This window comes from Mycobacterium sp. 1164985.4 (genome assembly GCF_001668575.1).
In the GTDB taxonomy this organism is placed as follows: Bacteria; Actinomycetota; Actinomycetes; order Mycobacteriales; family Mycobacteriaceae; genus Mycobacterium.
Genome location: NZ_LZMD01000046.1, coordinates 36704 through 61153, shown reverse-complemented (window position 1 = coordinate 61153; position 24450 = coordinate 36704). Strand labels below are relative to the sequence as shown.

Here is a 24450-nt window from a genome sequence, read left to right as displayed (position 1 = left end):
ATGAACTTTGAATTGGACGAACAGCAGCGCGATTTCGCCGCCAGCATCGACGCCGCACTCGGTGCCGCCGATCTACCCGGCGCCGTGCGGGCGTGGGCCGCGGGAGACACCGCACCGGGCCGCAAGGTGTGGACGCAGCTGGCCGAACTCGGCGTCACGGCGCTCCTGGTACCCGAGAAGTACGACGGCATCGAAGCCCATCCGGTCGACCTGGTGGTCGCCGCCGAACGGCTCGGCCGCTGGTGTGTACCCGGGCCGGTTGCCGAATCCATCGCGGTGGCACCGATTCTGCTGGCCGACGACGAACGCAGCGCCGCCCTCGCGTCCGGTGAGCTGATCGCGACGGTCGCCCTGCCCCCACAAGTCCCCAGGGCCGTCGACGCGGACACCGCGGGGCTGATCCTGCTCGCCACCGACAGCGAGGTCCGCGACGGTGCCGCAGGCACGCGGCATGAATCGGTCGATCCGAGCCGAAAGCTGTTCGACGTCAATGCCTCCGGTGATGCCAAGTCCGCCGACGTGGCGCGGGCCTACGAGTTCGGCGTCCTGGCGACGGCGGCCCAGCTGGTGGGCGCCGGACAGGCGATGTTGGACATGTCCGTGGAATACGCCAAGCAGCGCAGTCAATTCGGCAAGGTGATCGGCACCTACCAGGCGATCAAGCACAAACTCGCCGATGTGCACATCGCAGTCGAGCTGGCCCGCCCGCTGGTGTACGGGGCGGCGTTGTCGCTCGCCGAGGGATCCGCCGACACCGCACGCGACGTCAGCGCCGCCAAGGCCGCGGCCAGTGACGCTGCTCTGCTCGCTGCGCGCTCGGCGCTTCAGACACACGGCGCAATCGGCTTCACCCAGGAGCACGACTTGTCGCTGTGGCTGCTGCGCGTTCAGGCGCTGCGCTCGGCATGGGGAGATCCCGCCTTGCACCGTCGCCGAGTCTTGGAGGCCCTCTCGTGAGCGAAGAACGCCAACTGCTGCGCGAGACGGTCGCCGCGCTGGTGGACAAGCACGCCTCGCCCTCTGCGGTGCGCCAGGCGATGGAATCCGAACGCGGATACGACGAATCGCTGTGGGCGCTCCTGTGCGAACAGGTGGGCGCCGCGGCCCTGGTAGTGCCCGAAGAGCTCGGCGGCGCAGGTGGTGAGCTCGCCGACGCCGCCGTCGTACTCGAGGAGCTGGGCAAGGCCCTGGTGCCGACGCCGCTGCTGGGCACCACCCTCGCCGAGCTGGCCCTGCTCGCGGGGGACGAACCCGACAGCGAGGCGCTCGAAGGACTCGCAGAAGGCACCCGGTTGGGTGCTGTCGTGTTCGACGCCGGCTACGTGGTCAACGGAGACATCGCCGATGTGGTGATCGCCGCCGACGGCGACCGGCTGTCCAGGTGGACACGGTTCACAGCGCATCGCCTCGACGCGATGGACCCCACGCGCCGGCTGGCTCGCGTCGAAGCGGACGAGACCGTGGACATCGGCGCGGACCCGGGCCTCGCCGACACCGCGGCGCTGTTGCTGGCCGCCGAGCAGATCGGCGCCGCGTCGCGCTGCCTCGATCTCACCGTGCAATACACGAAGGACCGGGTGCAGTTCGGCAGGCCGATCGGCAGCTTCCAGGCGCTCAAGCACCGAATGGCCGACCTCTACGTCGCGGTCCAGAGCGCACGCGCCGTCGTCGACGAGGCGATCGCTGCGCCGTCACCGACGTCGGCAGCACTGGCCCGGTTCACGGCCAGCGAGGCCTTCACCAACGTCGCCGCGGAAGCGGTCCAGATGCACGGCGGCATCGCGATCACCTGGGAGCACGACATCCAGCTGTACTTCAAGCGCGCCCACGGCAGCGCACAGCTTCTCGGGCCTCCCCGCGAGTATCTGCGTCGGCTCGAATCCGAAGTGTTCTAGCGTTGAACCCGTGAGCGCATCGCTGCGTGCCGGAATACCGCCGTTCTACGTCATGGACGTGTGGCTGGCCGCCGCCGAGCGGCAGCGTAGCCACGGCGATCTGGTGAACCTGTCCGCGGGCCAGCCCAGCGCGGGCGCCCCAAAAGCCGTTCGCGCCGCAGCCAAGGAGGCCCTGGAGACCGACGTCCTGGGCTACACCGTCGCGCTCGGAATCCCGGAGCTGCGTGCGGCGATCGCAAGTTCGTACTTGGATCGGCATGGGCTGCAGGTGAATCCCGACGATGTGGTGATCACCACCGGTTCGTCGGGTGGATTCCTGTTGGCGTTTCTCGCCTGTTTCGACGTCGGTGACCGGGTCGCGATCGCGAGCCCGGGCTACCCCTGCTATCGCAACATCCTCTCCGCGCTGGGCTGTGAGGTCGTCGAGATGCCGTGCGGTCCCGAGACGCGCTTCCAACCGACGGTGCAGATGCTCGAGAGTCTCGACCCACCTGTGAACGGCGTCATCGTCGCCAGCCCCGCCAACCCCACCGGCACGGTGATTCCGCCCGAGGAGTTGTCCGCAATCGCTTCCTGGTGCGCGTCGCGGGATGTGCGGCTGATCAGTGATGAGGTGTATCACGGGCTGGTCTACGAGGGTGCGCCGACCGCGAGCTGCGCCTGGGCGACATCGCGGGATTCGATTGTGGTGAACAGCTTTTCGAAGTACTTTGCGATGACGGGGTGGCGGCTCGGCTGGCTGCTGGTTCCCGACGAACTCCGGCGCGCGGTCGACCGTTTGACCGGAAACTTCACGATCTGCCCACCCACGTTGCCGCAGTACGCCGCGGTCGCCGCGTTCAGCCCGGAGTCGATCGCCGAATCCGACGCACTGCTACACCACTACGCCGCCAACCGCGCGATGCTGCTTGCCGGCTTGCGCGGCCTGGGAATCGACCGACTGGCTCCCACCGATGGTGCCTTCTACGTGTATGCCGACGTCTCGCACCTGACCTCGGAATCGCTGTCTTTCTGTTCGAAAATGCTCGCCGACACCGGAGTTGCGATCGCGCCCGGCATCGACTTCGACCCAGCACGTGGCGGTTCTTTCGTCAGGCTGTCATTCGCGGGGCCGTCGTCGGACATCGAGGAGGCGTTGCATCGTATCGGCGCCTGGCTGGGCTGACATCGTGCGCGAGGAATGAAAAGCGCCGCACAGCGCGCGCCCTTGCTGGCCGCTGGGTTCACCACTGCCTTCGGGGCGCACGCTGTGGCCGGGATGCTCGGGACGACCACCACCGACACCGCCGCCTCACTTCTGACGCTAGGCGCGCTGCTCGCCATCTACGACGGTGCAGAGGTGGTGCTGAAGCCGCTTTTCGGGACGCTGGCCGACCGTATCGGTGCCCGCATCGTCTTGATCGCCGGGTTGGTGATCTTCGCCGCGGCGTCGACGGCATACGTTGTGGCTGACGACCCTGGATGGCTCTGGGCAGCCCGATTCGGCCAAGGCGTCGGCGCGGCCGCCTTCTCCCCCGCCGCATCCGCACTGGTCGCCCTGTTGACCCCTGCGGGCGCTCACGGCCGGGCATTCGGCACATACGGCTCCTACAAGTCCATCGGCTACACACTGGGCCCGCTGCTGGGCGGGCTGATCGTGACCGTCGGCGGTCTGCGAGCGCTCTTCGCCGTGCTTGCCGCACTCGGCGCTGGTGTGGCGCTGTGGGCCGCGGTCGCGGTACCCAAGGTGGCACCGCAGCCGCGGCAACGTCAGACCCTGCTCGACGTGCTACGGAGGTTCTCCGAATCCTCTTTCGTCACACCCACACTCGCGCTAGCAGCAACTACTGCGGCCCTCGCGGTAGGCGTCGGCTTTCTACCGGTCCTCGCTACGCAAATGGGCCTGAAGCCTGTCGCAACGGGCGCCGTCGTTTCCGTCCTCGCCCTGACCACGGCCGTCGTGCAACCCGTCGTCGGTCGCAAGTTCGACGCAGGGAAAATCACCCTCAGGGCTGGCATCGCCGCCGGCTTCGTGCTCACCGCCGCGGGGTTGGTCGCCGCGGCACTACCCGGGCTCACGGGGCTACTGTGCGCCGCGATCGCGATCGGCGGGGGTTGTGGGCTCATCACGCCCCTAGCCTTCACGATGCTGGCTCAGACGACGCCCGCCGAGCACCTCGGCCAGACGATGGGCGCCGCGGAGATCGGGCGTGAAAGCGGTGACGCCGCGGGCCCGCTCATCGTCGCGTCGATCGCGGCGGCCTGGACCGTGCCACTCGGGTTCGTTGCCCTGGCCGTCGTCGTCAGTGTGGCCGGACTGGCGGCGGGGGGCTCAGAGCGGGGCCGCTGGCGCCGAATTCGCGCTTGACCAGGGATCGGTCGACTTGTCGGTGCCCGCGTGTAGCGTCTTGAACATGTTCGAAAGTCTGTTCGATATCGACCCGGCCGCCTCGGAGGCGGACCTGCGGAGCGCGGTCGAGCGGTTCGAACGGTTGAAGTCGTCCGCCGCCGCGGCACAGGCCCGCGCGACCGCGTTGTGGAAGGCGAAGCGCCAAGCTGCCGAGGAGGCGGCGGGGGTGTCGGCGAACCGTCGGGGCCGTGGTCTGGCCGCCGAGGTCGCGTTGGCACGACGTGACGCGCCGGTGCAGGGCGGCCGTCATCTCGGTTTTGCCACGGCACTCGTCGATGAGATGCCTTACACCCTGGCGGCCTTGGCGTCCGGAGCGCTTTCGGAGTGGCGCGCCACCCTGATCGTGCGCGAGTCGGCGTGTTTGAGCGTCGAGCATCGACGCCGACTGGACGCCGAGATGTGCCGAGACACCGCGCGTCTCGAAGGGTGGGGGGACAAGCGGATCGCGGCGGAAGCCAAGAAGATCGCGTGTGCACTCGACGTCGAAGCGGTCGTGGACCGCAGCACGAAGGCTGCCGCGGACCGGTGCGTCACCATCCGCCCGGCACCCGACACGATGACCTGGGTCACCGCCCTGCTACCCGTCGCACAAGGGGTGAGCGTCTATGCCGCGTTGAAACGCGCTGCCGACACCACATTCGACGAACGGTCGCGCGGTCAGATCATGGCGGACACCATGGTGGAGCGTGTGACCGGACAGCCGGCCGAACAGCCCGCGTCCGTGACGCTGAACCTGGTGATGGCCGATACGACGCTGACGGGTGACGACCATTCACCGGCCTGGCTGGACGGCTATGGCCCCGTACCGAGTTCGATCGCGAGATCGCTGACCGTTAATGCCGTCGCCGACGGAGCCGCCAAGGCGATGCTGCGCCGCCTGTATCGACATCCGCGCAGCGGTCAACTCGTTGCGATGGATTCGCAAGCCCGTCTTTTCCCGAAGGGGTTGGCGGCGTTCATCGGGGCCCGCGACCAGACGTGCCGAACCCCATACTGCAACGCGCCGATTCGCCATCGCGACCACGCGGTGCCGCGGCATCGGGCTGGGCCCACGAGCGCGGTTAACGGCCTCGGCGAATGCGAGGCCTGCAATTACGCCAAAGAAGCGTCGGGTTGGTCGGTGACGACCAGTGAACTCGACGGCGTCCACAGCGCTGAGTTCACGACGCCCACCGGGGCCACCTACCGATCCACCGCACCGCCGCTACCCGGACCGCCGGTGCGAACCGTCAGCATGATCGAGGGCCGACTCAGCGTCGACCTGATCACGTTCGACGCTGCGTGACGTACCAGTCCAACAGGTCCGGGTCGTCGACTGCGCTGCGCTCAACCACCTTGGCGGCATCGGCCCCCTGGAACAGCTTCTTGATCGGCACCTCGAGTTTCTTGCCAGTGCGGGTATGCGGAACGCCTGGCGCGGCGATGATTTCGTCAGGCACATGCCGCGGCGACACCTCCTCGCGGATGGTGTTCTTGATGCGGTCACGCACCTCGTCGGTCAGTTCGGCATCGCCGGCCAGGACGACGAACAGCGGCATCCAGTAGCCACCGTCGGGCTGGTCGACGCCGATGATCAGCGCCTCGGCCACCTCGGGCAGCCGTTCGACCGCTTGGTAGATGTCGGCGCTGCCCATCCGGATGCCGTGCCGATTCAGGGTCGAGTCCGACCGGCCGTGCACGATGACGCTGCCGTGATTGGTGATCGTGATCCAGTCCCCATGCCGCCATACGCCCGGAAACATCTCGAAGTATGCTGCGCGGTAACGTGATCCGTCGGCGTCGTTCCAGAAACCGACAGGCATAGACGGCATCGGCTTTGTCACCACCAGTTCGCCGACCTCATTGCGGACCGGCTTACCCGATTCGTCCCATGAGTCCAGGGCACATCCGAGGTAGGGCGCCGACAATTCGCCGGGCCACACCGGAACGGTCCGCACCCCGCCGATGAAGGCCGACACCACGTCGGTGCCGCCGCTGATCGAGGACACCTGAACATGCTCACCGACGTTGTCGCGCAACCACAATGACGACGACGGCGGAAGCGACGATCCGGTGATACCGACCGTACGCAGCGCCGAAAGGTCGTGCTCCTTGCGTGGCACCGCCCCGGCCTTCGCGCATCCCAGTACATAACCGGGACTGGTCCCGAGCACCGTGGCCTTGATACGCGCAGCGATATCCCAGAGTGCATCGGGGCGCGGCGCGTTGGGGCTGCCGTCGTAGCAGACGATCGTCGATCCGACCAACAGCCCGGCCACCTGGAAGTTCCACATCATCCAGCTGGGGCTCGTGTACCAGAAGAAGATATCGTCGCGGCCGATATCCGACTGCAGGCCAACCGCTTTGAGGTGTTCGAGTAGGACGCCGCCGTGACCGTGCATGATGCCCTTGGGCAGTCCCGTGGTGCCCGACGAGAACAGGATCCACAGAGGGTGGGCGAAGTCGACCGATGTGGTGGTGAGGTCCGCGCTGCTCGCGTCCGCGAGGTCGGGCGTCATCACCGTCGCGCGAAGCGTCGGTAACCCTTTCTGCAGTTCGGTGATGTCCGCGCTCTTGTCGTGGAACTTACCTCCGTAGGTATAGCCTTCGGTGGTCACCAGCACGGTCGATTCGAGCTGGCCGAGGCGATCCAGCGCGGCCTTGGCCGAATAGTCTTGGCCGCACGCACTCCAGGTGGCGCCGATGCTTGCGGTCGCCAGAAAGGCGATGACAGCCTCGGGAATGTTCGGCAGGTAACCGACCACGCGGTCGCCGGCCTTCACCCCGAGATCGCGCAGTGTATGAGCGAACGCCGCCGTGCGCCCCAACAACTCCGCCCACGACACCTCGACGACATCGCCGCCCTCGCGGAGGTAGAGGATCGCGGGCCGATCCGAGCGTGCGTTGCGGATCACTTGGTCGACGTAGTTGAGCTCGACTCCCGGAAACCACTGCGCCCCCGACATATCCGCGGACGCGAGCACCTTGTCCGGTCGCTCGCCGAGTTCGAAGTAGTCCCACAGCGCGGCCCAGAACCCGTCCAGGTCATCGGTCGACCACTGCCACAGCGATTGGTAGTCGGGAAGGTTCTGGCCGGCGCGCTGCCGCACGAACCGCGCGAAATCGGTGACCCTCGCCCCGGCGACGTCGGCTTCTGTCGGTGTCCATTGTGGCGTGGCGGTCATCGGGCGCTCCACCCGCCGTCCATCGTGTACGACGCTCCGGTGACCATTGCCGCAGCCGGTGAGGCGAGCCAGGTGACCAGCGAGGCAACTTCTTCGGGTTCGACAAGCCGCTTGATCACGCTCTCCTTCAACAAGATATCCGAAATCACCTTATCCTCGCCGATGCCGTGGGTACGGGCCTGATCGGCGATCTGTTTGGTCACCAACGGGGTGCGCACGTAGCCCGGATCAACGCAGTTGCTCGTGACGCCGTGCGGCCCACCTTCCAGTGCGGTCACCTTCGACAAACCCTCGAGTCCGTGTTTCGCGGTGACGTAGCCGCTCTTGAACTCCGAGGCACGTAGTCCGTGTACCGAGGAGATGTTGATGATGCGACCGAACTCCTGGTCGTACATGTGCGGTAACGCCGCGCGGATCAGCAGAAACGGCGCCTCGAGCATCAACGCCAGGATGAAGCGGAATCGCTCGGGCGGAAACTCGGCGATCGGACTGACGTGTTGGACTCCGGCGTTGTTGACCAGAATGTCCGTCTCTAGCTCGAGGTCCTCGAGCGTGGATACGTCGGAAAGGTCTACCGCCCAAGGCTTTCCACCGATCTCAGCGGCTACCCTCTCGGCGCCGTCCTCGTCGAGATCTGCCACCGTGACCGTCGCCCCGCGCTGCGCCAGCGCCCGTGCGCAGGCCGCGCCGATCCCGCTCGCACCCCCCGTCACCAGGGCGGTGCGTCCGTCGAGATCGCTCATACGACCCCGGCCTTGGCGAGTTGCTCGCGGTCGGCCGCATCGAGCGTCGCGAGATCGAGGCCCTTGGTCTCCCGGGTGAACAACGCGGCGACCAAGGTGATCAGCGAGGCGCCCGCGAGGTAGAGGGCGATCGGAACCGCCGAGCCGAACTTGTCGAGAAGCCAGGTGGCGATCGCGGGTGCCAGCGATCCGGCGATGATCGATGTCACCTGATAGCCAAGGGACACACCGGAATATCGCATGCGGGTGGGGAACATCTCGGCCATGATCGCCGGCTGCGGCGAGTACATCAGCGCGTGGATGACCAGACCGAGGATGATCGCGGCCATGATCAACCCGTAGGAGCCGCTGTTCATCATCGGGAACGCGAAGAAGCCCCACGTCCCCCCGGCGATCGCGCCGACGATGTACACCGGTCGCCGACCGAACCGGTCCGACAGCCGACCGACCTGCGGGATCACGATGAAGTGCACGGCGTGCGCGACCAGCAGCCACCACAGGATGTCGCTGGTGTCGGCCCCGACGTGCGTTTTGAGGTAGACGATCGAGAACGTGACCACCAGGTAGTACATGATGTTCTCGGCGAACCGCAGACCCATCGCGGTGAAAACACCACGGGGATAACGCTTCAGCACCTCGACCACGCCGTACGAGACGGCCTTGACCCGCTCGACCTCTTCCTGCGCCGCGACAAAGATCGGGGCGTCGGTGACCTTGGTGCGGATGTAGTAACCGATCAGCACGACCACAGCGGACAGCCAGAACGCGACCCGCCACCCCCAGGACAGGAACGCGGCCTCGGGCAGCACGCCGGTCAACACCAGCAGCACGACGGTCGCGAGCATGTTGCCGACCGGCACCGCCGCCTGGGGCCAGCTGGCCCAGAATCCTCGTTTGTCGGCGGGGCTGTGCTCGGCGACGAGTAGGACCGCTCCGCCCCATTCGCCGCCCACCGCGAAGCCCTGCATGAACCGAAGAACCACCAGCAGGATCGGCGCCCACACGCCGATCTGCCCGTAGGTCGGCAGACAGCCCATGAGGAAGGTGACGGCACCCACGAGCAGGATCGCGAACTGCAGCAGCTTCTTGCGGCCGTACTTGTCACCGAAGTGACCGAAGACGACGCCGCCAAGTGGGCGGGCCACAAACCCGACGGCATAGGTCAGCAGCGCCGCGATCAGCCCGCTGGCCTCGCTGGTGCCTTCGGCGAAGAACACCTTGTTGAAAACCAGTGTTGCGGCAGTGGCATAGAGGAAGAACTCGTACCACTCGACGACGGTGCCTGCCATCGAGGCGACGACGACGCGTTTGAGGCCGGTGGGGACCGATGCGCCGGCGTTGTCGGCATCTGTGACACCCATCGCACACTCCTTCGGGCTGTGACGGCAGACAAGACGCCTGTGAGTATTCACGCAGATACCGCACCGAGCAATGGCGAAAGCTGCAGGAGGTATCTGCAAAAATGCAGTTGTGCTGTCTCCCGTACCTCAGCCGCCCGGTCGTCGGCGACCGAGCGCCGACGACCTCCTCGTCCTGCTGGCCGTCGGTCGTTCCGGACGGTACAACGCCGCGGCGGAGGAGCTCGGGCTGAACCACACCACCATCTCCCGCCGTATCGCCGCGCTCGAGGAGTCGGTGGGAGGACGGGTGTTGGCTCGCGGTGCCGGCGGATGGGAGCTCACCGACCTCGGCCGCGACGCCTTGGCCGCCGCAGAGGTCATCGAGTCGGCCGTGCGCTCGCTGGCCGTCGACACCGCCGGCGACCGGGCACTCGAGGGCGTTGTCCGGATCTCGGCCACCGACGGCTTCTCCGCCTACATCGCGGCACCCGCGGCCGCACACGTGCAACGACGGCATCCAAAGGTTTCCGTCGAAATCGTCGCCGCCACCCGCCGCGCAACCCAGCAGAGGTCCGGGCTGGACGTCGAGGTCGTCGTCGGCGAACCCAAGGTGCACAGGGCCAGGGCGATCAGGCTCGGCGACTACTGCCTCGGGCTCTACGGATCGCGCGACTACCTCGCCGAGCACGGTACGCCGGAGACCGTCGCCGACCTCGACCGCTATCCGCTGGTCTACTTCATCGACTCGATGCTGCAGGTCGACGATCTCGATGCGGCGACCAGCTTCGCGCCCGCCATGCGCGAATCCGTTACGTCGACAAACGTTTTCGTCCATGTCGAGGCCACCCGCGCGGCCGCGGGCCTCGGCCTGCTGCCTTGCTTCATGGCCGACCGCCATGACGATCTCGTGCGAGTCCTGCCCGCTGACGTGTCGGTGCGGCTGACGTACTGGCTGGTCACCCGCGGCGAAACGCTGCGGCGCCCTGAGGTGGCCGCCGTCGTCGAGGCGATCCGCGATCGGGTGCACGACCAGCACGACGTGTTATTGGGCAAGCGATAACGTCGACAGCATGCCGTTCATCGATCACCCGAAGGGCCGGGCCTACTACCGCCACTGGGCGTCGGAGCGACCGCGTGCGACGGTGATCTTCCTGCACGGCTTCGGCGAGCACACCGGTCTGTACCACCGCTACGGCTTCGCGCTCAATGCCGCGGGCATCGACTTATGGGCGGTCGACCAGTTCGGCCACGGCCTGAGTCCGGGCATCCGCGGGGACTTCGGTTCGATCGAGGACAGCTCCGAGCTCGCCGATGCCGTGATCTCGCTCGCCGAAAGTGCGACGCCCGGACTGCCGCTGTTTGCGCAAGGTCATTCGTTCGGTTCGATCGTGACGCTGTTCCGGCTGCTCGACCAACCCGAGCGCTATGCGGGCGGGGTCATCTCCGGCGCCCCGTTGGTGCCGATCCCGGCGATGCTCGACAACGACACCTCACTCGACCTCGACCCTCGTTGGCTGTCGGGCGACCCGTTCTATCTCGACCAGCTGGAGAACGATCCGCTGGCGTTCGTCGACGCCGATGGCGCAGCGCTGACACGCGAACTCGACCGGGCCTGGGACCGGTTCGGCGCAGAGCTGCCGAAGTTGGCCGTGCCGACCCTGGCCGTGCACGGTTCGGTCGACCCCATCGCCCCGGTGGGTGCGGTGCGGGCGTACGCCGAGCAGATCGACGCGCTGCGTTTCGCCGAGTTCGAGGGCGCTCGTCACGACATCCTCAACGAGACCGTGCACCGGGAGGTCGCGGCCGCGATCGTGGACTTCCTGCGATTTGTGTGCGATTCCGAGCGCTGAGCGCAACGGAACGCACACAAATCGCTAGAGCCAGGTGTCGTCGGTGGTCGCGGTGAGGAACGCCTCGAGGTCGTCACGCCACTGCGCGGGCGTGTTCTTATCCGGCTCGATACCGGTGTACTGCCCGCGATAGAACAACAGCGGTCGCGGCTTCTTGTGCGGCACGTCCGAGAGCGAATGCACCGCACCGAACACGACGTAATGGTCGCCTCCGTCGTGCACCGAGTGCACCGAACAGTCGATGTGGGCGAGCGTGCCTTCGATCACCGGCGAGCCGAGTTTCGATTGATACCACTCGATTCCGGCGAACTTGTCGGGTTCCTTCGAGCCGAACCGGGCCGAGACATCCTTCTGTTTCTCGTGCAGCACGTTCACACAGAAGTTCCCGCTGGCCTCGATCGCCTGCCACGACCGCGACACTTTCGTCGGACAGAACAACACCAGAGGCGGATCCAGCGACAGCGCGGCGAACGACTGGCATGCGAACCCGATGGGCGCACCGTCGTGCATCGTCGTGATCACCGTGATGCCGGTGCAGAACTGTCCGAGCACACTGCGGAAGGTGCGCGGATCGATCGGTTCGGCCGCCATTATCGAGTGATCTTCACCGTCACTTGAAGCCGACGCTGAAGTCGTGGCCCCACAGGCTGACCGCGGTACTCTCCCGCGCGACCCAGTCGTCGTTGTCGACCTGCAGGCCCTCGCAACCGAATTCGACGTCGAAGCCGCCGGGTGTCTTCATGTAGAACGACAGCATCTTGTCGTTGACGTGGCGGCCCAGCGTCGCCGACATCGGCACCTTGCGGCGCAGCGCACGGTCCAGGCACAGCCCGACGTCATCGGAGTTCTCCACCTCGACCATCAGGTGCACGATGCCGCTGGGCGTCTCGCCCGGCATGAACGCGAGGCTGTGGTGGCGGGGGTTGACCCCGAAGAAACGAAGCCATGCGGGTGCGCCGTCGGCGGGCCTGCCGACGAGTTGCGGTGGCAGACGCATCGAATCGCGCAGATAGAACCCCAGCACGTCACGGTAGAAGTGCAGCGACTCGGCGTCGTCGCGGGTGGTCAGCACCACGTGCCCGAGGCCCTGCTGCTCGGTGACGAACTTGTGGCCGTAAGGGCTGACCACGCGACGGTGCTCGAGCGCGACGCCGTGGAACACCTCGAGCGTATTGCCCGAGGGATCGTCGAAGCGGATCATCTCGTCGACGCGGCGTTCGGCGAGTTCGGCGGCCGAGGCCTCCTTATATGGCACCCCTTCGATGTCGAGCCGGTTCCGGATATCTTGCAGCTGCGCGGCGTTGGCGGTCTCCCACCCGGACTGCAGCAGCCGGTCGTGTTCACCCGGCAGGATCACGAGGCGGGCGGGGAACTCGTCCATCCGCAGATAGAGCGCACCCTCCGTTTGGCCGGAACCCTCGACCATCCCGAGAACCTTGAGGCCGTACTCACGCCACGCCGAGACGTCCGTGGCTTCGATGCGAAGGTAGCCAAGCGATTTGATGGTCATCGAGAGCCTTTCCGAGGAAGGTCTGACAAGAAGTCAACAGTGAGTTTGTTGAACTCGTCGAACTTCTCCAGCTGAGCCCAGTGCCCGCACTGCCCGAAGACGTGCAGCTGCACCCGCGGGATCTGCTTGAGCGCCACCAGCGCGCCGTCGAGCGGGTTCACGCGGTCCTCGCGGCCCCAGATCAGCAGCACCGGCTGACGCAGCTTGTACACCTCGCGCCACATCATGCCGAGCTCGAAGTCTGCGCCCGCGAACGACTTTCCCATCGCCTTGGCCGCCGCCAACGACTCGGGCTGGCTGGCGATCGCGAAGCGCTCGTCGATCAGCTCCGGCGTGATCAGGTTCTGGTCGAAGACCATGATGCGCAAGAACTTCTCCAAGTTCTCGCGCGTCGGCTCCCCGGTGAACTTGCCCAGCAGCTTGACGCCCTCGGTGGGGTCGGGCGCGAACAGGTTCACCGACAGCCCGCCGGGCCCCATCAGCACCAGCCGGCCGGCCCGCTTGGGGTTGTCGAGCGCGAACCGCACCGCGGTCCCGCCGCCGAGTGAGTTACCGACCAGCGCAGCACGTTCGATGCCGAGATGGTCGAACAGCGCGAGCAGCGCGGTCGCGCTGTACCGGTTGTACTGCTCGTGTTCGGTGTGCTTGTCGGAATGCCCGTACCCGGGCTGGTCCACGGCGATGACGCGGAAGTGCCGGGCGAGCACCGCGATGTTCTTCGAGAAGTTCGACCAGCTCGACGCGCCCGGACCGCCGCCGTGTAACAGCACCACGGTCTCGGAGTGGCCGACGCCGGCTTCGTGGTAGTGCAGCCGCATATCTCGTTCACCAGCGCGCACCTGCGCGTACCGAGACGTCGATTCGAAGGTGACCTCGACCTGCTGCTCGGTCTCCTGGATGTATGAGGTCATCAGGCGTTTCCCGTTAAACCATCGTGTCTTGAGGCGGCAGTCCGAACTCGTTGTTACCGAAGATCAGGTAGGCCCGTTCGGGATCGTTGGCCGCGTGCACGCGCCCGGCGTGGGCATCGCGCCAGAACCGTTGCACCGGTGCGTCATTGCTCAGCGCGGTGGCACCGGACGCCTCGAACAGCCGGTCGATCGACGCGATAGCGCGGCCGGTCGCGCGAACCTGGTCGCGGCGGGCGCGGGCGCGCAGTTCGAACGGGATGTCCTGGCCCGCCTTCAGCAGTGCGTACTCGTCGCCGACATTGCCGATCAGCTGGCGCCACGCCGCGTCGATGTCGCTGGCGGCTTCGGCGATCCGGATCTTGGCGAACGGATCGTCCTTGGCCTTCTCCCCTGCGAATGCCGCACGCACGCGCTTGCCCTGGTGCTCGACGTGGGCGTCGTAGGCGCCGTATGCCATACCGACGATGGGCGCGGAGATAGTGGTGGGATGCACTGTGCCCCAGGGCATCTTGTAGACCGGCGCGGTGTTGGTCTGCAACCCGCCGGCCGTGCGGTCATTCATCGCTTTGTAGGACAGGAAGCGGTGCCGCGGCACGAACACGTCCTTGACCTTGAGTGTGTTGCTCCCGGTGCCCTTGAGACCGACCACATGCCACACGTCGTCGATCTCGTACTCGGAACGCGGGATCAGGAAGCTGCCGAAGTCCACCGGCTTGCCGTCCTTGATCACCGGACCACCCACGAAAGTCCAAGTGGCGTGGTCACATCCGGACGACCAGTTCCACGAGCCGTTGACGATGTAGCCGCCGTCAACGACGGTGCCCGCACCCATCGGCGCGTACGACGAGGAGATCCGCACGGCCGGGTCGTCGCCCCACACCTCTTCCTGCGCCTTCTGGTCGAACAGCGCGAGGTGCCAGTTGTGCACGCCGATGATCGAGCTCACCCAGCCGGTCGAACCGCAGGCGCTGGCGAGCCGGCGCACCGCCTCGTAGAAAAGCGTCGGATCGCACTGCAGGCCGCCCCACTGTTCGGGCTGAAGGAGCGTGAAGAAGCCGACCTCGTTGAGTTCGTTCACCGTGTCGTCGGGGAGGCGACGCAGGTCCTCGGTTGCCTGCGCACGTTTCGCGATCAGCGGCAGTAGGTCCTCGATCCCGGCTAGGACCGACTGCACGTCACGCTGTTCAATGGACGTCACTGATGTGCCTCCCGGTATAGGACGGACTGCGATGAGCGCTCGCGCGAAGAGCCCACAACTGCGATGAGCACTCACGCGAAGCGCGAATCGCTTAGCCGTCAGATTAGAACACGTTACGATTCGTGTCGAGTAGGGCATACCTGTAGGACCTGGACCTGCACACATGCATTTCTGTAACCTGTTCTAGTTATTGCCCGGGGTCGGCAGAAGTGCCGGACGTGAGAGGTGGACGCGAAAGTGACCGACGAGCCGCTCGGCAGCCATGTGCTCGAGCTGGAACTTGCCGATGTCATCACCGAGACCGATGACGCGCGCTCGCTGGTGTTCAGCGTGCCCTCCGGCGCCGATATCCCCGCCGAACGGTTGCGCTACGCACCCGGGCAGTTCCTGACACTGCGGGTCCCCAGCGACCGGACGGGTTCGGTAGCGCGCTGCTACTCGCTGTGCAGTTCTCCGTTCACCGACGATCGGCTGACCGTCACCGTCAAGCGCACCGCCGACGGGTACGCGTCGAATTGGCTGTGCGACCACGCGCACGCCGGCATGAAGATTCACGTGCTCGCACCCTCGGGCACCTTCGTGCCCAAGACGCTCGACACCGATTTCCTGCTGCTGGCCGCGGGTTCCGGCATCACGCCGATGATGTCGATCTGCAAGTCGGCACTCGCCGAGGGCAGCGGCAAGGTGGTGCTGGTCTACGCCAACCGCGACGAGAAATCGGTGATCTTCGGCCCGGCGCTGCGCGAGCTGAGCGCGAAGTACCCCGAACGGCTGGTCGTCGTGCACTGGCTGGAGACCGTGCAGGGTCTGCCGAGCGCTTCGGCGCTGGCCGCGCTGGCCGCCCCGTACGCGGCGCACGATGCCTACATCTGCGGACCCGGCCCGTTCATGGCCGCCGCTGAGGAGGCCGTCAAGGGTGCGGGGTTCCCGGCCGAGCGCGTGCACATCGAGGTGTTCAAATCGCTGGACTCCGACCCGTTCGCCGCCGTGGTGATCGAGGAAGACGACAGCGAGGAAGGGCCTGCCACCGCGATCGTCACGCTCGACGGCGAGACCCACGAGGTGCGGTGGCCCCGCAACGCCAAACTGCTCGACGTGCTGCTGGACAAGGGCCTGGACGCACCGTTCTCCTGCCGGGAGGGGCACTGCGGCGCGTGCGCGGTGCTGAAGAAGAGCGGCGAGGTCGAGATGGACGTCAACGACGTCCTCGAACAGTCCGACCTCGACGAGGGCCTGATCCTGGGCTGCCAGGCCCTGCCCCGGTCGGATTCGGTCGAAGTCACCTACGACGAATAGCGCGCGGGCTAGCATTCGCCGCACGTGGAAGGGAGCAATGTGACGAACCGGTTGACCGGCGTCGCTGCGGCGATCTCGGCGGTGCTGCTGGCGCTGACGCTCATGGCACCCACACCGGCGGTCGCGGCCGTCGACACCGCGGACTCGTCGATTCCGGTCGACCCCGCCACCAACCTCGAGATGCACGTGAGCGCGAACTGCATCGCGGCCCAAGCCATGTGCTTGTTCGACGCCAACGCCAATCTGCGCCGCGGCCCGGACATTCTCGGCTTCCCCGGCGACCTGTGGGCGCGCCAGACCACCACGCTGCGCACCATGGACCGCGGCGTGTACATCAACTTCACCTTCGATGCGCCGAACACCCGGTCGTTCAAATCGCTGACCGACGTGGAGTTCACGACGATCTACTTCGGTGGCGGACCGCCCGAGAAGTTCCGGTTCCACGGCAACGCATGGCCGGTCGATCAACGCACGGGCGGACCCCGGACCGACGTGCCGCTGATCGTGTGCTCGCACATCCAGGTGGTCTACGGCGGGGTCAACATCACCTCGCCGGACGCCTGCGCGCAGGCCGCGTTCAGCTAGCGCGGCAGGCCGAGAAGCCGTTCGCCCGCAAGGGTGAGCAGGATTTGCTCGGTGCCGCCGGCGATGGTCAGGCACCGGGTGTTGAGGAAGTCGAACACCGTCGAATTCTCGACCACGCCGCCACCTTCGGAGAGCTCCATCCGCAGCTCGGCGAGCGCCTGCCGGTAGCGCACACCGATCAGCTTGCGCGCGCTCGCCTGCGGGCCCGGATCCTGGCCTCCCACAGCCAGTTCGGCGATCTTCTGATCCAGCAGCGAGCCGACCTGGGCCGCCACGATCAACGAGCCCAGACGGTCCTGTCCTGCCACGTCGAAGTCCAGCGTGGCGACCTGCTTGAGCAGCTCCTCCATCGGGTTGCCGAGCGCGGTGCCGTGCGCCATCGCGACGCGCTCGTTCGCGAGCGTGGTGCGGGCCAACCGCCACCCGTCGTTGACCTGGCCGACGACCATCTCGTCGGGCACGAAGACCTCGTCGAAGAACACCTCGTTGAACAGGTTGTCCCCGGTGATCTCGCGCAACGGACGGATGTCGATGCCCGGTGAGGACATGTCGACGAGGAAGTACGTGATCCCCTTGTGCTTCGGCGCATCCGGATCCGTGCGCGCCAGGCACACACCCCATGCCGCCTTGTGCGCCGCCGAGGTCCACACCTTCTGGCCGGTCAACTTCCAGCCCGGTTTGATTGCGCCGCTCGCGGTCTCGCCCTCCACGCGAACCGCCTTGGTACGCAGGGCCGCCAGGTCCGACCCGGCACCCGGCTCCGAGAACAGCTGACACCACAGCAGTTCACCCCGCAGCGTCGCGGGTACGAACCGTTCGATCTGCTCGGGGGTGCCGTGCTCGAGAATCGTTGGGGCGGCCCACCATCCGATCACCAGGTCGGGCCGTGCCACGCCGGCCGCCGCCAGCTCCTGGTCGATGAGCAGCTGCTCGGCGGGGCCGGCGCCGCGGCCGTACGGCTTGGGCCAGTGCGGCGCCTGCAGGCCAGCGTCGGCCAGGGCGGCCTGCTGCTTCTCGACCGGCAGCGCGGCGATTTCCGCGACCGCCGAAGCGATTTCGGGACGCAGATCGGCGACCGACTCGAGGTCGATCTGCAAGTCGCGGCGCACACCCTGTTGCGTCAGCGCCGCCACCCGGCGCAGCCAGTGTGGCGCACCTGAAAGGAAATGCGCGATGCCGTAGGCGCGGCGCAGGTACAGGTGCGCGTCGTGTTCCCAGGTGATCCCGATGCCGCCCAACACTTGGATGCAGTCCTTGGCGTTGGCTTTGGCGGCGTCGATCCCGACGGCGGCGGCCACCGCCGCGGCGATCGACAGCTGGTTCTCGTCGCCCTCGGCGACGGCGCGTGCCGCATCGGTTGCGGCCACCGACGCCTGTTCCGACCTCAGCAGCATCTCGGCGCACATGTGCTTAATGGCCTGGAAGCTGCCGATCGGCTTGCCGAACTGCTCGCGCACCTTCGCGTACTCGGTTGCGGTCTGCAGGGCCCAGCGCGCCAAGCCTGCCGCCTCGGCGGCCATCACGGTCGCCGCTATGTCGATCACCCGCTGTGCGGGCACACCGACCGCCTCGGCGGGTGCGTTCTCGAGCACCACGCGCGCCAGCGGCCGCGAGAAGTCGGTGGCCTTGAGCGGTTCGACGGAGACACCGCCCGCGCCGGCATCGACGACGACGAATCCGTCGCCCGCCGGCAGCAGCAGCACCCCCGCCGCGTCGGCACCGAGCACATACGCGGCGGTGCCCGAGGCGCGGCCGTCGGCGAACCGGACGTCGGCCGTCAGCGCCACCCCGGCGACGCGCTCCCCCGAGGCCAGGGCCTGGAGAATCTCGGACGACTCGAGCACCAGCGTGGCCAGCGCGGTAGTGGCGACCGGACCCGGCACCAGTGCCGCGGCCGCCTCGTCCACCATCGCGCACAGGTCGCCGACCGTGCCGTCCGCGCCGCCGTGTTCCTCGGGCAACGCCACCCCGAAAATTCCGAGTTCGGCAAGCCCGCTGTAGGGGCGACGCCAGGCGTCGGTCTGCCCCTGCTCGACGTCGCGGGCCGCGGCGATGACGCCGGAAGCGCTTGCCCAGTCACGGACCAGCTCCCGTACGGCTGACTGGTCGTCGGCGATGGTCCCGGGGGATGCGAGTGACACCGTCCACTCCTAGCTATTGGGTGAGAAGGCGGTGCTCCTCACTAGAACGTGTTCTAATAGTGCCAGCGACCGACCGTCAAGTCGACCGCCATTACAGCAGGACACGTCGGTGCCAACGCGGGCGTCGAGGTGAGAAATAGTGCATCGGCATGCGTATCGTTTCCAGCGAGAACGCGTCACGAAGGAGAAGCCCGCCGCATGTCCGGCCCGTCTCAGTCAGCAGCTGCCAACCCTGGCTCGGGGTCGGAGTCCCGACCGCGTCAGGTGATGAACGTGGCGGTCCTGTCCGAATCTGAGCTCGGATCGGAAGCCCAGCGCGAGCGCCGCAAGCGCATCCTGGACGCCACCCTGGCCATCGCCTCCAAGGGCGGCTACGAAGCGGTCCAGATGCGCGCCGTGGCCGAACGGGCCGACGTCGCGGTCGGCACTCTCTACCGGTACTTCCCGTCCAAGGTTCATCTGCTGGTTTCCGCACTGGGACGCGAGTTCGAACGCATCGACGCTAAGACCGACCGGGCGTCGCTGTCGGGTGGCACGCCCTATCAGCGGCTGAACATCATGGTGGGCAAGCTCAACCGGGCGATGCAGCGCAATCCACTGCTGACCGAGGCAATGACGCGCGCGTTCGTGTTCGCCGACGCGTCGGCGGCCGGCGAGGTCGATCACGTCGGCAAGCTGATGGACTCGATGTTCGCCCGCGCTATGAGTGACGGTGAGCCGACCGAGGACCAGTACCACATCGCGCGCGTCATCTCCGACGTGTGGTTGTCGAACCTGCTCGCCTGGCTCACCCGACGCGCTTCGGCGACCGACGTCAGTAAGCGGCTGGACCTCGCGGTGCGGCTGCTCATCGGCGATGGAGAGCATCCTAAGATCTAGGCGTGCTTCCTGCGGATCTGCAGCGCGCGCTCACCGCGGCCGCCGCGACGCCACGGCTGCTGATCACCTCTGATTTCGATGGCACGCTGGCGCCGATCGTCAGCAACCCGGCCGACGCGCGGCCACTCGCCGAGGCTGCCGACGCACTAATCGCGCTCGCCGATCTCCCGGACACCGCCTCCGCACTGATCTCCGGGCGTGCGCTCGACGTGCTTCGCGAGTTGTCGGGAATGCCGCTGTCGGTGCACTTGGTCGGCAGCCACGGCGCCGAGTTCGACTCCGGCTTCGCCCATGAGGTCGACGACGCTCAGCTGCAACGGATCACCGCCGAACTCGACGAGATCGCGAACGGCAAGCCGGGTGTGACCGTCGAGACCAAACCGGCCAGTGTCGCCCTGCACGTGCGCAACGCCTCAGCCGGTGACGGCGAGGCCGCGCTCACCGAGGCGCGCGACGCGTCGACGAATTGGGACGCGCAGCTCACCGAGGGCAAGGCGGTGTTGGAGTTCGCGGTGATCCAGACGGACAAGGGTGAGGCGATCGACATCCTGCGATCACAGGAAAACGCCACGGCCGTGGTGTTTTTCGGCGATGACGTCACCGATGAGAAGGCCTTCCGGCGGCTCAGCGGCGACGACGTCGGCGTGAAGGTCGGCCCCGGAGAGACACTGGCGACCTACCGGGTCGAAACACCGGAAGACGTTGCGACGGCGTTGAAGTACCTCTTCGACGCGCGTTGCAATCCCGGCGGCTGACGATCTAGGCGGGCGGACCCGCCGTGCGGCCCCGGACCACCTCGGTGTCGAGTACTTCTACCACCGGCAAACCCGATCGCGGCGGATGGTGCAGCAGCCGTCCCGCCCGCCGTCCCTTCTCGATGCTCGGTTGAATGACGGTGGCCAGGCCGCGCCGCAACGCCTCGGGCACTCCGTCGAAGCCGGTGACCGTCATCTGCCCGGGCACGTAAATGCCGTGTGCCCGTAAGTAATCCATCGCCGAGAGCGCCAGCACGTCCGCCGTGCACATCAAAGCGGTCAGCCGGGGGTTGGCGGCCAAGGCGACCTCGGCGGCCTCCCCGCCCGAGGTGGGCAGGTGCTCGTAGCTCTCCACCACGGTCAGCGATTCCGGGTCGAGCCCGGCCGCGCTCATCGCATCGCGCACCCCTGCGATGCGTTCGCGTTGCACGTGAAAGTGCGGGGTCTGCAGCCGTTCGGGATCGGCGACCGTCGGCCCGGGCCCACCCTCCGGCCGCTCGCGCCCCAGCCTCATCGTCAGCACGCCGATCTCCCGATGGCCCAGTTGCACAACGTGTTCGGCGAGCCGGCGCATGGCACCGCGGTCGTCGATGCACACCCGCGAGGCACCCGGCACGTCCTTGGGCTGGTCGACCACCACCATCGGGAGGTGCCGCTGCTGGACGATCGCCAGATACGGATCGTCGTCGGAGGCCGAGTAGACCGCGAAACCGTCGACCCCGGCGGCGAGGATCGCCCCGGTGCCGTCGCTGACGCTGCGCTTGGGTCCGATCGCCACGAGCAGCAGCCCCTGCCCGGCCTCTTCACACGATTCGGCCAGGCCCGCGACGAAGTCCAGCGCGGCCGGATCGCTGAACGAGTAGTTGAGCGGTTCGGTGATCATCAGTCCGACCGCGCCGGCCCTGCGGGTCCGCAATGAGCGCGCCACCGGGTCCGGCCCGGGGTAGCCCAGCCGCTTGGCGGTGGCGAGAACCTGCTCGCGAAGTTCCGCCGACAACTGGTCCGGGCGGTTGTAGGCATTGGAGATCGTGGTGCGCGAGACCTTCAGCTCGGCGGCCAGAGAAGCCAGCGTGGCACGCCGTCGCGGCGTGGGACTCCTCGGCATGCTCCGTGAGGGTAGCCGACCGCGCCTGAAGCCTAGGTGACCAGCACCCGATCGGCGGTTTGCCTCAGGCCTCGCTGCCCGGCCCACACCACGGCCCAGACGCTGCACGCGACCGTGACGATGACGAAGCTGGGCGGCGCGTTGAACATCGCCGACAGCCCGAGACCCGCCCACACCGCGGCCAGGCTGAACCCGGTGGACAAGGCGATCGCGCTACCTGGTCGCGGGGTCAGCATGATCGCCGCGGCCGCCGGGGTGACCACCAGCGCGAACAGCAGCAGCGTTCCGACCGCCTGCACCGCCATCGTCACCGCCAGCCCGAGCAGCGCCATGAACGCCACCGACAGGGCGCGCACCGGCACTCCCTTCGCGTCGGCCACCTGCGCGTTGACCGAGGTGAACAGCAGCGGCCGATAGATCACCGCGATGCAGAGCGCCAGCACCGCGAGCAGCACCGCGAACATCGTGATCTGCTGGCGGGAGATCGCGAGGAGGTTGCCGAACAGCACGTTGGTCATCGTGCTCGAACTCTTGGTCGCCATCGAATTGAAGAACAGCCCGAGTCCGGTCGCCATCGCCAGGACGGTTCCCGTGGCCACTTCGCGGTCGGCCGCCCGGCGGCCCAGCGCACCGATCACCAGGGCCCCGCCGATGCAGAACACCCCCAGCCCGACCCCGACGGGGACGCCGACCAGCACCGCGCCGGTCGCCCCCGGCAGCCCGATGTGGGCGAGCGCGTGCGCGGCGAACGCCGTATTGCGCACGACGACGAAGTAGCCGATGAGCCCGGCTGCGAGCGCGACGATCGTGCCGCCGATCAAGGCGTTGCGCATGAATGCGGACGTCATGATCTGAAACCAGTTCTCCTGGTAGCCAAGCGCGACGATGCTCGTGTTCATCACGTCCTCCGCATGTACAGCTCGCCCTGCGGTGTGTGCACGACTTCGACCCGGGTGCCGTAGAGGTGGCTCAGCAGTTCCTCGTCGACGACACCGTCGAAGGCGTCGAAGTGCGCGTGCCCGTCGAGCAGATAGATGGCGCTGGTCAGTACGCCCAGTAGCGGGTTGAGGTCGTGCGCGACGACGAGGATCGTCACCCCGAACTCCTTCCTGATCCGGTCGAGCACGGCGACGATCTCGCGCTGGCTGCGCAGATCGAGCGCGGCGAGTGGCTCGTCGAGAATCAGCATGCGCGGTTTGGAGACCAGCGCCTCGGCCAGCGCGACCCGCTGGCGCTGACCACCGGACAGTTGTGACAGCCGCTTGTCCGCCACCGCCGTCGCGTCGACGGCGGTGAGCACCCGGTCCACGCGCTCGTTGTCCTCGCGGCTCGGCCAACGAAAGCCCCACCGGTGTCCGATGAGGCCAAGCATCACCGCATCGCGCGCACGGATCGCCTCACCCGAGGCCGACGCGTAGTTCTGCGGCACGTAACCGATCGACTTGTTCAGCGCACCGGCCGGCTCGCCGAAGACGCGGACATGTCCGGATGCCGGTGGAACGAGCCCGAGCACGATCTGCAGCAACGTCGTCTTGCCGGCGCCGTTGGATCCGATGACCGCGACGATGCCGCCGGCGGGCACCTCGAACGTCGCCTCCGACCAGATCAACCGGCCGCCGCGGGCCGCGCTGACGTCTTCGAAAGTCAGCGCCGCCTGTTCGGCGCCGGGTGACACGTCAGGTTCCGACACCGAGGGCCTCGCCGAGCGCGACCAACTGGTTCACCTGCCAGCTCTCGAACGAATCGGCATCCGGCGGCAGGGTTTCGGTGATCTCGACCACCGGGACCCCCGATTGATCAGCTGCCGCCCGAAGCTGTTGCGGCACAGCGCCTTCAGTCTGCACGTTGTAGATCAGGACGTCCACGCCACGATCGGCCAGCAGTCGAAGGAACGTGTCGAGGTCGGCGGGCGACGGTTCGGAATCGTTGGAGGATGCGATCTGATAGCCGCGCGGGGTGCGGTCGGCCAGACCGAGCGCCGCGCCCATGTCGTCGAACGAGGTCTCGGTCGCCGCGTAGCTCTTGCCGGACGCTTTGGCCTTCAGGGAATCGATGAGCTCATGGTACGGCTCGAGGTTTCTCGCGAGCACGTCACGACGGTCGTCGAAGTACCCCGCCGCCTCCGGTGCCAGTTGACGCAGTCGCGCGGTGACCGCGTCCGCGAGCGCGGTCACCGCTGCCGGGTCGTACCAGGCATGCGGGTTCACGTCACCCCCCCGCTCGGCACCGAGCGCCGACACGACCGGCGCATCCGGCGCGGTGCTGGCGGCGAGCTTGGCCGCCCACTCGTCGTAGTGCCCCCCGTTGAGGACCACCAGTTGAACGCCCTCGAACTTGGCGGCATCCGAGGGTGCGGGTTCGAAGTCGTGGGGGTCGACCGACGAGCCGGCCAGCACGGTGTCGACGTTCGCGCAGGCGCCGCCCAGCTGGGAGACGATGCCGCCCCACTGGTCCACGCTGACGACGACGTCGACCGGCCGCACGGGACACGGATCGCCGCTGGTCTCCTGGGACCGATCCTCATCGCCGGCGCATGCCGCGACGCCGATGGGCGCGACAAGCACCAGACCGGCGACGATCGTGCGGGCGATCCGGGGTGGCTTCACAGCGATAACGATAACCGTTTCCATTAATGCCTGCTGACTCGACCGTGCCGCCACCGCGTTCGGCCGACCCCGGACGCCTAAGC

At 67.3% G+C, this 24450-nt stretch carries 23 protein-coding genes; 11 read left to right on the top strand and 12 right to left on the bottom strand.

What is annotated here, in order from left to right; genetic code table 11:
- The 5 genes from A5650_RS06625 to A5650_RS06605 are packed head-to-tail and all read left to right on the top strand — an operon-like array spanning position 1 to position 5569.
- Positions 1-957: an acyl-CoA dehydrogenase family protein gene (locus tag A5650_RS06625; RefSeq protein WP_067287835.1), complete on the top strand. Its 957-nt coding sequence runs from the start codon at positions 1-3 to the stop codon at positions 955-957.
- The gene (ipdE2, locus tag A5650_RS06620; protein WP_067287832.1) at positions 954-1895 is read left to right on the top strand and encodes an acyl-CoA dehydrogenase IpdE2; all 942 of its coding nucleotides are present in this window, start codon (positions 954-956) and stop codon (positions 1893-1895) included. Before A5650_RS06625 ends, ipdE2 begins: the two co-directional genes overlap by 4 nt.
- 52 nt (positions 1896-1947) lie before the next feature.
- Positions 1948-3060: a pyridoxal phosphate-dependent aminotransferase gene (locus A5650_RS06615; protein WP_197501811.1), complete on the top strand. Its 1113-nt coding sequence runs from the start codon at positions 1948-1950 to the stop codon at positions 3058-3060.
- Between the two features lie 15 nt (positions 3061-3075).
- Entirely contained in the window at positions 3076-4242 is a 1167-nt protein-coding gene (locus A5650_RS06610; protein ID WP_067287828.1) for an MFS transporter, read from the top strand.
- Positions 4243-4288: 46 nt separating this feature from the next.
- The gene (locus A5650_RS06605; RefSeq protein WP_067288450.1) at positions 4289-5569 is read left to right on the top strand and encodes an HNH endonuclease; all 1281 of its coding nucleotides are present in this window, start codon (positions 4289-4291) and stop codon (positions 5567-5569) included.
- On the opposite strand, the gene A5650_RS06600 is transcribed toward A5650_RS06605, so the two are convergent.
- The 3 genes from A5650_RS06600 to A5650_RS06590 are packed head-to-tail and all read right to left on the bottom strand — an operon-like array spanning position 5550 to position 9552.
- Complete coding sequence (locus A5650_RS06600; protein WP_067288453.1) at positions 5550-7448, bottom strand: acetoacetate--CoA ligase; 1899 nt, start codon at positions 7446-7448, stop codon at positions 5550-5552. The genes A5650_RS06605 and A5650_RS06600 overlap by 20 nt on opposite strands.
- Positions 7445-8191 carry a 3-hydroxybutyrate dehydrogenase gene (locus A5650_RS06595; RefSeq protein ID WP_067287826.1) on the bottom strand — a complete coding sequence of 249 codons (747 nt, stop codon included), beginning with the start codon at positions 8189-8191 and terminating at the stop codon, positions 7445-7447. The genes A5650_RS06600 and A5650_RS06595 overlap by 4 nt, the downstream gene beginning before the upstream one ends.
- Positions 8188-9552, bottom strand: coding sequence for an MFS transporter (locus A5650_RS06590; protein ID WP_067287824.1), 1365 nt, complete (start codon positions 9550-9552; stop codon positions 8188-8190). The genes A5650_RS06595 and A5650_RS06590 overlap by 4 nt, the downstream gene beginning before the upstream one ends.
- 70 nt (positions 9553-9622) lie before the next feature.
- Here A5650_RS06590 and A5650_RS06585 point away from each other — a divergent pair, with 70 nt between their 5' ends.
- A complete protein-coding gene (locus A5650_RS06585) occupies positions 9623-10591 on the top strand; it encodes a LysR family transcriptional regulator (protein ID WP_067287822.1) in 969 nt (322 codons plus the stop codon).
- Between the two features lie 10 nt (positions 10592-10601).
- Positions 10602-11381: an alpha/beta fold hydrolase gene (locus A5650_RS06580; protein ID WP_067287820.1), complete on the top strand. Its 780-nt coding sequence runs from the start codon at positions 10602-10604 to the stop codon at positions 11379-11381.
- A 24-nt stretch (positions 11382-11405) separates the two neighbouring features.
- On the opposite strand, the gene hsaB is transcribed toward A5650_RS06580, so the two are convergent.
- From hsaB to hsaA, 4 genes are read right to left on the bottom strand one after another with little or no spacing between them, the layout of a single operon-like run.
- Positions 11406-11972 (bottom strand): 3-hydroxy-9,10-secoandrosta-1,3,5(10)-triene-9,17-dione monooxygenase reductase subunit, encoded by a 567-nt coding sequence (gene hsaB, locus A5650_RS06575; RefSeq protein ID WP_067287818.1) that lies wholly within the window; start codon positions 11970-11972, stop codon positions 11406-11408.
- Positions 11973-11991: 19 nt separating this feature from the next.
- Positions 11992-12891 carry an iron-dependent extradiol dioxygenase HsaC gene (gene hsaC, locus A5650_RS06570; RefSeq protein ID WP_067084467.1) on the bottom strand — a complete coding sequence of 300 codons (900 nt, stop codon included), beginning with the start codon at positions 12889-12891 and terminating at the stop codon, positions 11992-11994.
- Entirely contained in the window at positions 12888-13802 is a 915-nt protein-coding gene (gene hsaD / locus A5650_RS06565; RefSeq protein ID WP_067287815.1) for a 4,5:9,10-diseco-3-hydroxy-5,9,17-trioxoandrosta-1(10),2-diene-4-oate hydrolase, read from the bottom strand. The genes hsaC and hsaD overlap by 4 nt, the downstream gene beginning before the upstream one ends.
- A gap of 13 nt (positions 13803-13815) precedes the next feature.
- Positions 13816-15000: a 3-hydroxy-9,10-secoandrosta-1,3,5(10)-triene-9,17-dione monooxygenase oxygenase subunit gene (gene hsaA, locus A5650_RS06560; RefSeq protein ID WP_067287813.1), complete on the bottom strand. Its 1185-nt coding sequence runs from the start codon at positions 14998-15000 to the stop codon at positions 13816-13818.
- Positions 15001-15237: 237 nt separating this feature from the next.
- Between hsaA and A5650_RS06555 the strand changes: the two genes are divergently transcribed.
- Both A5650_RS06555 and A5650_RS06550 read left to right on the top strand, forming a co-directional pair.
- Positions 15238-16296, top strand: coding sequence for a ferredoxin--NADP reductase (locus tag A5650_RS06555; protein WP_067288447.1), 1059 nt, complete (start codon positions 15238-15240; stop codon positions 16294-16296).
- Between the two features lie 39 nt (positions 16297-16335).
- Positions 16336-16881: a hypothetical protein gene (locus tag A5650_RS06550; protein WP_231992555.1), complete on the top strand. Its 546-nt coding sequence runs from the start codon at positions 16336-16338 to the stop codon at positions 16879-16881.
- Here the strand turns inward: A5650_RS06550 and A5650_RS06545 are convergent.
- Complete coding sequence (locus A5650_RS06545; RefSeq protein ID WP_067287810.1) at positions 16878-19022, bottom strand: acyl-CoA dehydrogenase family protein; 2145 nt, start codon at positions 19020-19022, stop codon at positions 16878-16880. The two genes, A5650_RS06550 and A5650_RS06545, sit on opposite strands and share 4 nt — an antisense overlap.
- 273 nt (positions 19023-19295) lie before the next feature.
- Here A5650_RS06545 and kstR point away from each other — a divergent pair, with 273 nt between their 5' ends.
- Together kstR and otsB are read left to right on the top strand one after the other, a co-directional pair.
- Positions 19296-19901 (top strand): cholesterol catabolism transcriptional regulator KstR, encoded by a 606-nt coding sequence (kstR, locus tag A5650_RS06540; protein WP_197415570.1) that lies wholly within the window; start codon positions 19296-19298, stop codon positions 19899-19901.
- Between the two features lie 2 nt (positions 19902-19903).
- The gene (gene otsB / locus A5650_RS06535; RefSeq protein WP_067287806.1) at positions 19904-20656 is read left to right on the top strand and encodes a trehalose-phosphatase; all 753 of its coding nucleotides are present in this window, start codon (positions 19904-19906) and stop codon (positions 20654-20656) included.
- Between the two features lie 4 nt (positions 20657-20660).
- Here the strand turns inward: otsB and A5650_RS06530 are convergent, their stop codons facing one another.
- Genes A5650_RS06530 through A5650_RS06515 form a run of 4 tightly spaced genes read right to left on the bottom strand, consistent with a single transcriptional unit; the run spans position 20661 to position 24391 of the window.
- The gene (locus A5650_RS06530) at positions 20661-21761 is read right to left on the bottom strand and encodes an Rv3575c family transcriptional regulator (RefSeq protein ID WP_067287803.1); all 1101 of its coding nucleotides are present in this window, start codon (positions 21759-21761) and stop codon (positions 20661-20663) included.
- A 32-nt stretch (positions 21762-21793) separates the two neighbouring features.
- Entirely contained in the window at positions 21794-22660 is an 867-nt protein-coding gene (locus A5650_RS06525) for a metal ABC transporter permease (RefSeq protein ID WP_067287801.1), read from the bottom strand.
- On the bottom strand, positions 22660-23451 hold the full coding sequence (locus A5650_RS06520; RefSeq protein WP_231992554.1) for a metal ABC transporter ATP-binding protein: 792 nt from the start codon (positions 23449-23451) through the stop codon (positions 22660-22662). Before A5650_RS06520 ends, A5650_RS06525 begins: the two co-directional genes overlap by 1 nt.
- The gene (locus A5650_RS06515) at positions 23438-24391 is read right to left on the bottom strand and encodes a metal ABC transporter solute-binding protein, Zn/Mn family (RefSeq protein ID WP_067287796.1); all 954 of its coding nucleotides are present in this window, start codon (positions 24389-24391) and stop codon (positions 23438-23440) included. Before A5650_RS06515 ends, A5650_RS06520 begins: the two co-directional genes overlap by 14 nt.
- Positions 24392-24450: the final 59 nt, after the last annotated feature.

Bases quoted from the DNA above. Each gene is read 5' to 3' on its own strand.
- A5650_RS06590 (WP_067287824.1), bottom strand. From the start codon at position 9,552: ATGGGTGTCACAGATGCCGACAACGCCGGCGCATCGGTCCCCACCGGC.
- hsaD (WP_067287815.1), bottom strand. From the start codon at position 13,802: ATGACCTCATACATCCAGGAGACCGAGCAGCAGGTCGAGGTCACCTTC.
- A5650_RS06615 (WP_197501811.1), top strand. From the start codon at position 1,948: ATGGACGTGTGGCTGGCCGCCGCCGAGCGGCAGCGTAGCCACGGCGAT.
- A5650_RS06605 (WP_067288450.1), top strand. From the start codon at position 4,289: ATGTTCGAAAGTCTGTTCGATATCGACCCGGCCGCCTCGGAGGCGGAC.
- A5650_RS06525 (WP_067287801.1), bottom strand. From the start codon at position 22,660: ATGAACACGAGCATCGTCGCGCTTGGCTACCAGGAGAACTGGTTTCAG.
- A5650_RS06580 (WP_067287820.1), top strand. From the start codon at position 10,602: ATGCCGTTCATCGATCACCCGAAGGGCCGGGCCTACTACCGCCACTGG.
- A5650_RS06585 (WP_067287822.1), top strand. From the start codon at position 9,623: ATGGCGAAAGCTGCAGGAGGTATCTGCAAAAATGCAGTTGTGCTGTCT.
- A5650_RS06515 (WP_067287796.1), bottom strand. From the start codon at position 24,391: ATGGAAACGGTTATCGTTATCGCTGTGAAGCCACCCCGGATCGCCCGC.
- A5650_RS06625 (WP_067287835.1), top strand. From the start codon at position 1: ATGAACTTTGAATTGGACGAACAGCAGCGCGATTTCGCCGCCAGCATC.
- A5650_RS06610 (WP_067287828.1), top strand. From the start codon at position 3,076: ATGAAAAGCGCCGCACAGCGCGCGCCCTTGCTGGCCGCTGGGTTCACC.
- A5650_RS06600 (WP_067288453.1), bottom strand. From the start codon at position 7,448: ATGACCGCCACGCCACAATGGACACCGACAGAAGCCGACGTCGCCGGG.
- hsaC (WP_067084467.1), bottom strand. From the start codon at position 12,891: ATGACCATCAAATCGCTTGGCTACCTTCGCATCGAAGCCACGGACGTC.
- A5650_RS06595 (WP_067287826.1), bottom strand. From the start codon at position 8,191: ATGAGCGATCTCGACGGACGCACCGCCCTGGTGACGGGGGGTGCGAGC.
- A5650_RS06530 (WP_067287803.1), bottom strand. From the start codon at position 21,761: ATGCCGAGGAGTCCCACGCCGCGACGGCGTGCCACGCTGGCTTCTCTG.
- hsaB (WP_067287818.1), bottom strand. From the start codon at position 11,972: ATGGCGGCCGAACCGATCGATCCGCGCACCTTCCGCAGTGTGCTCGGA.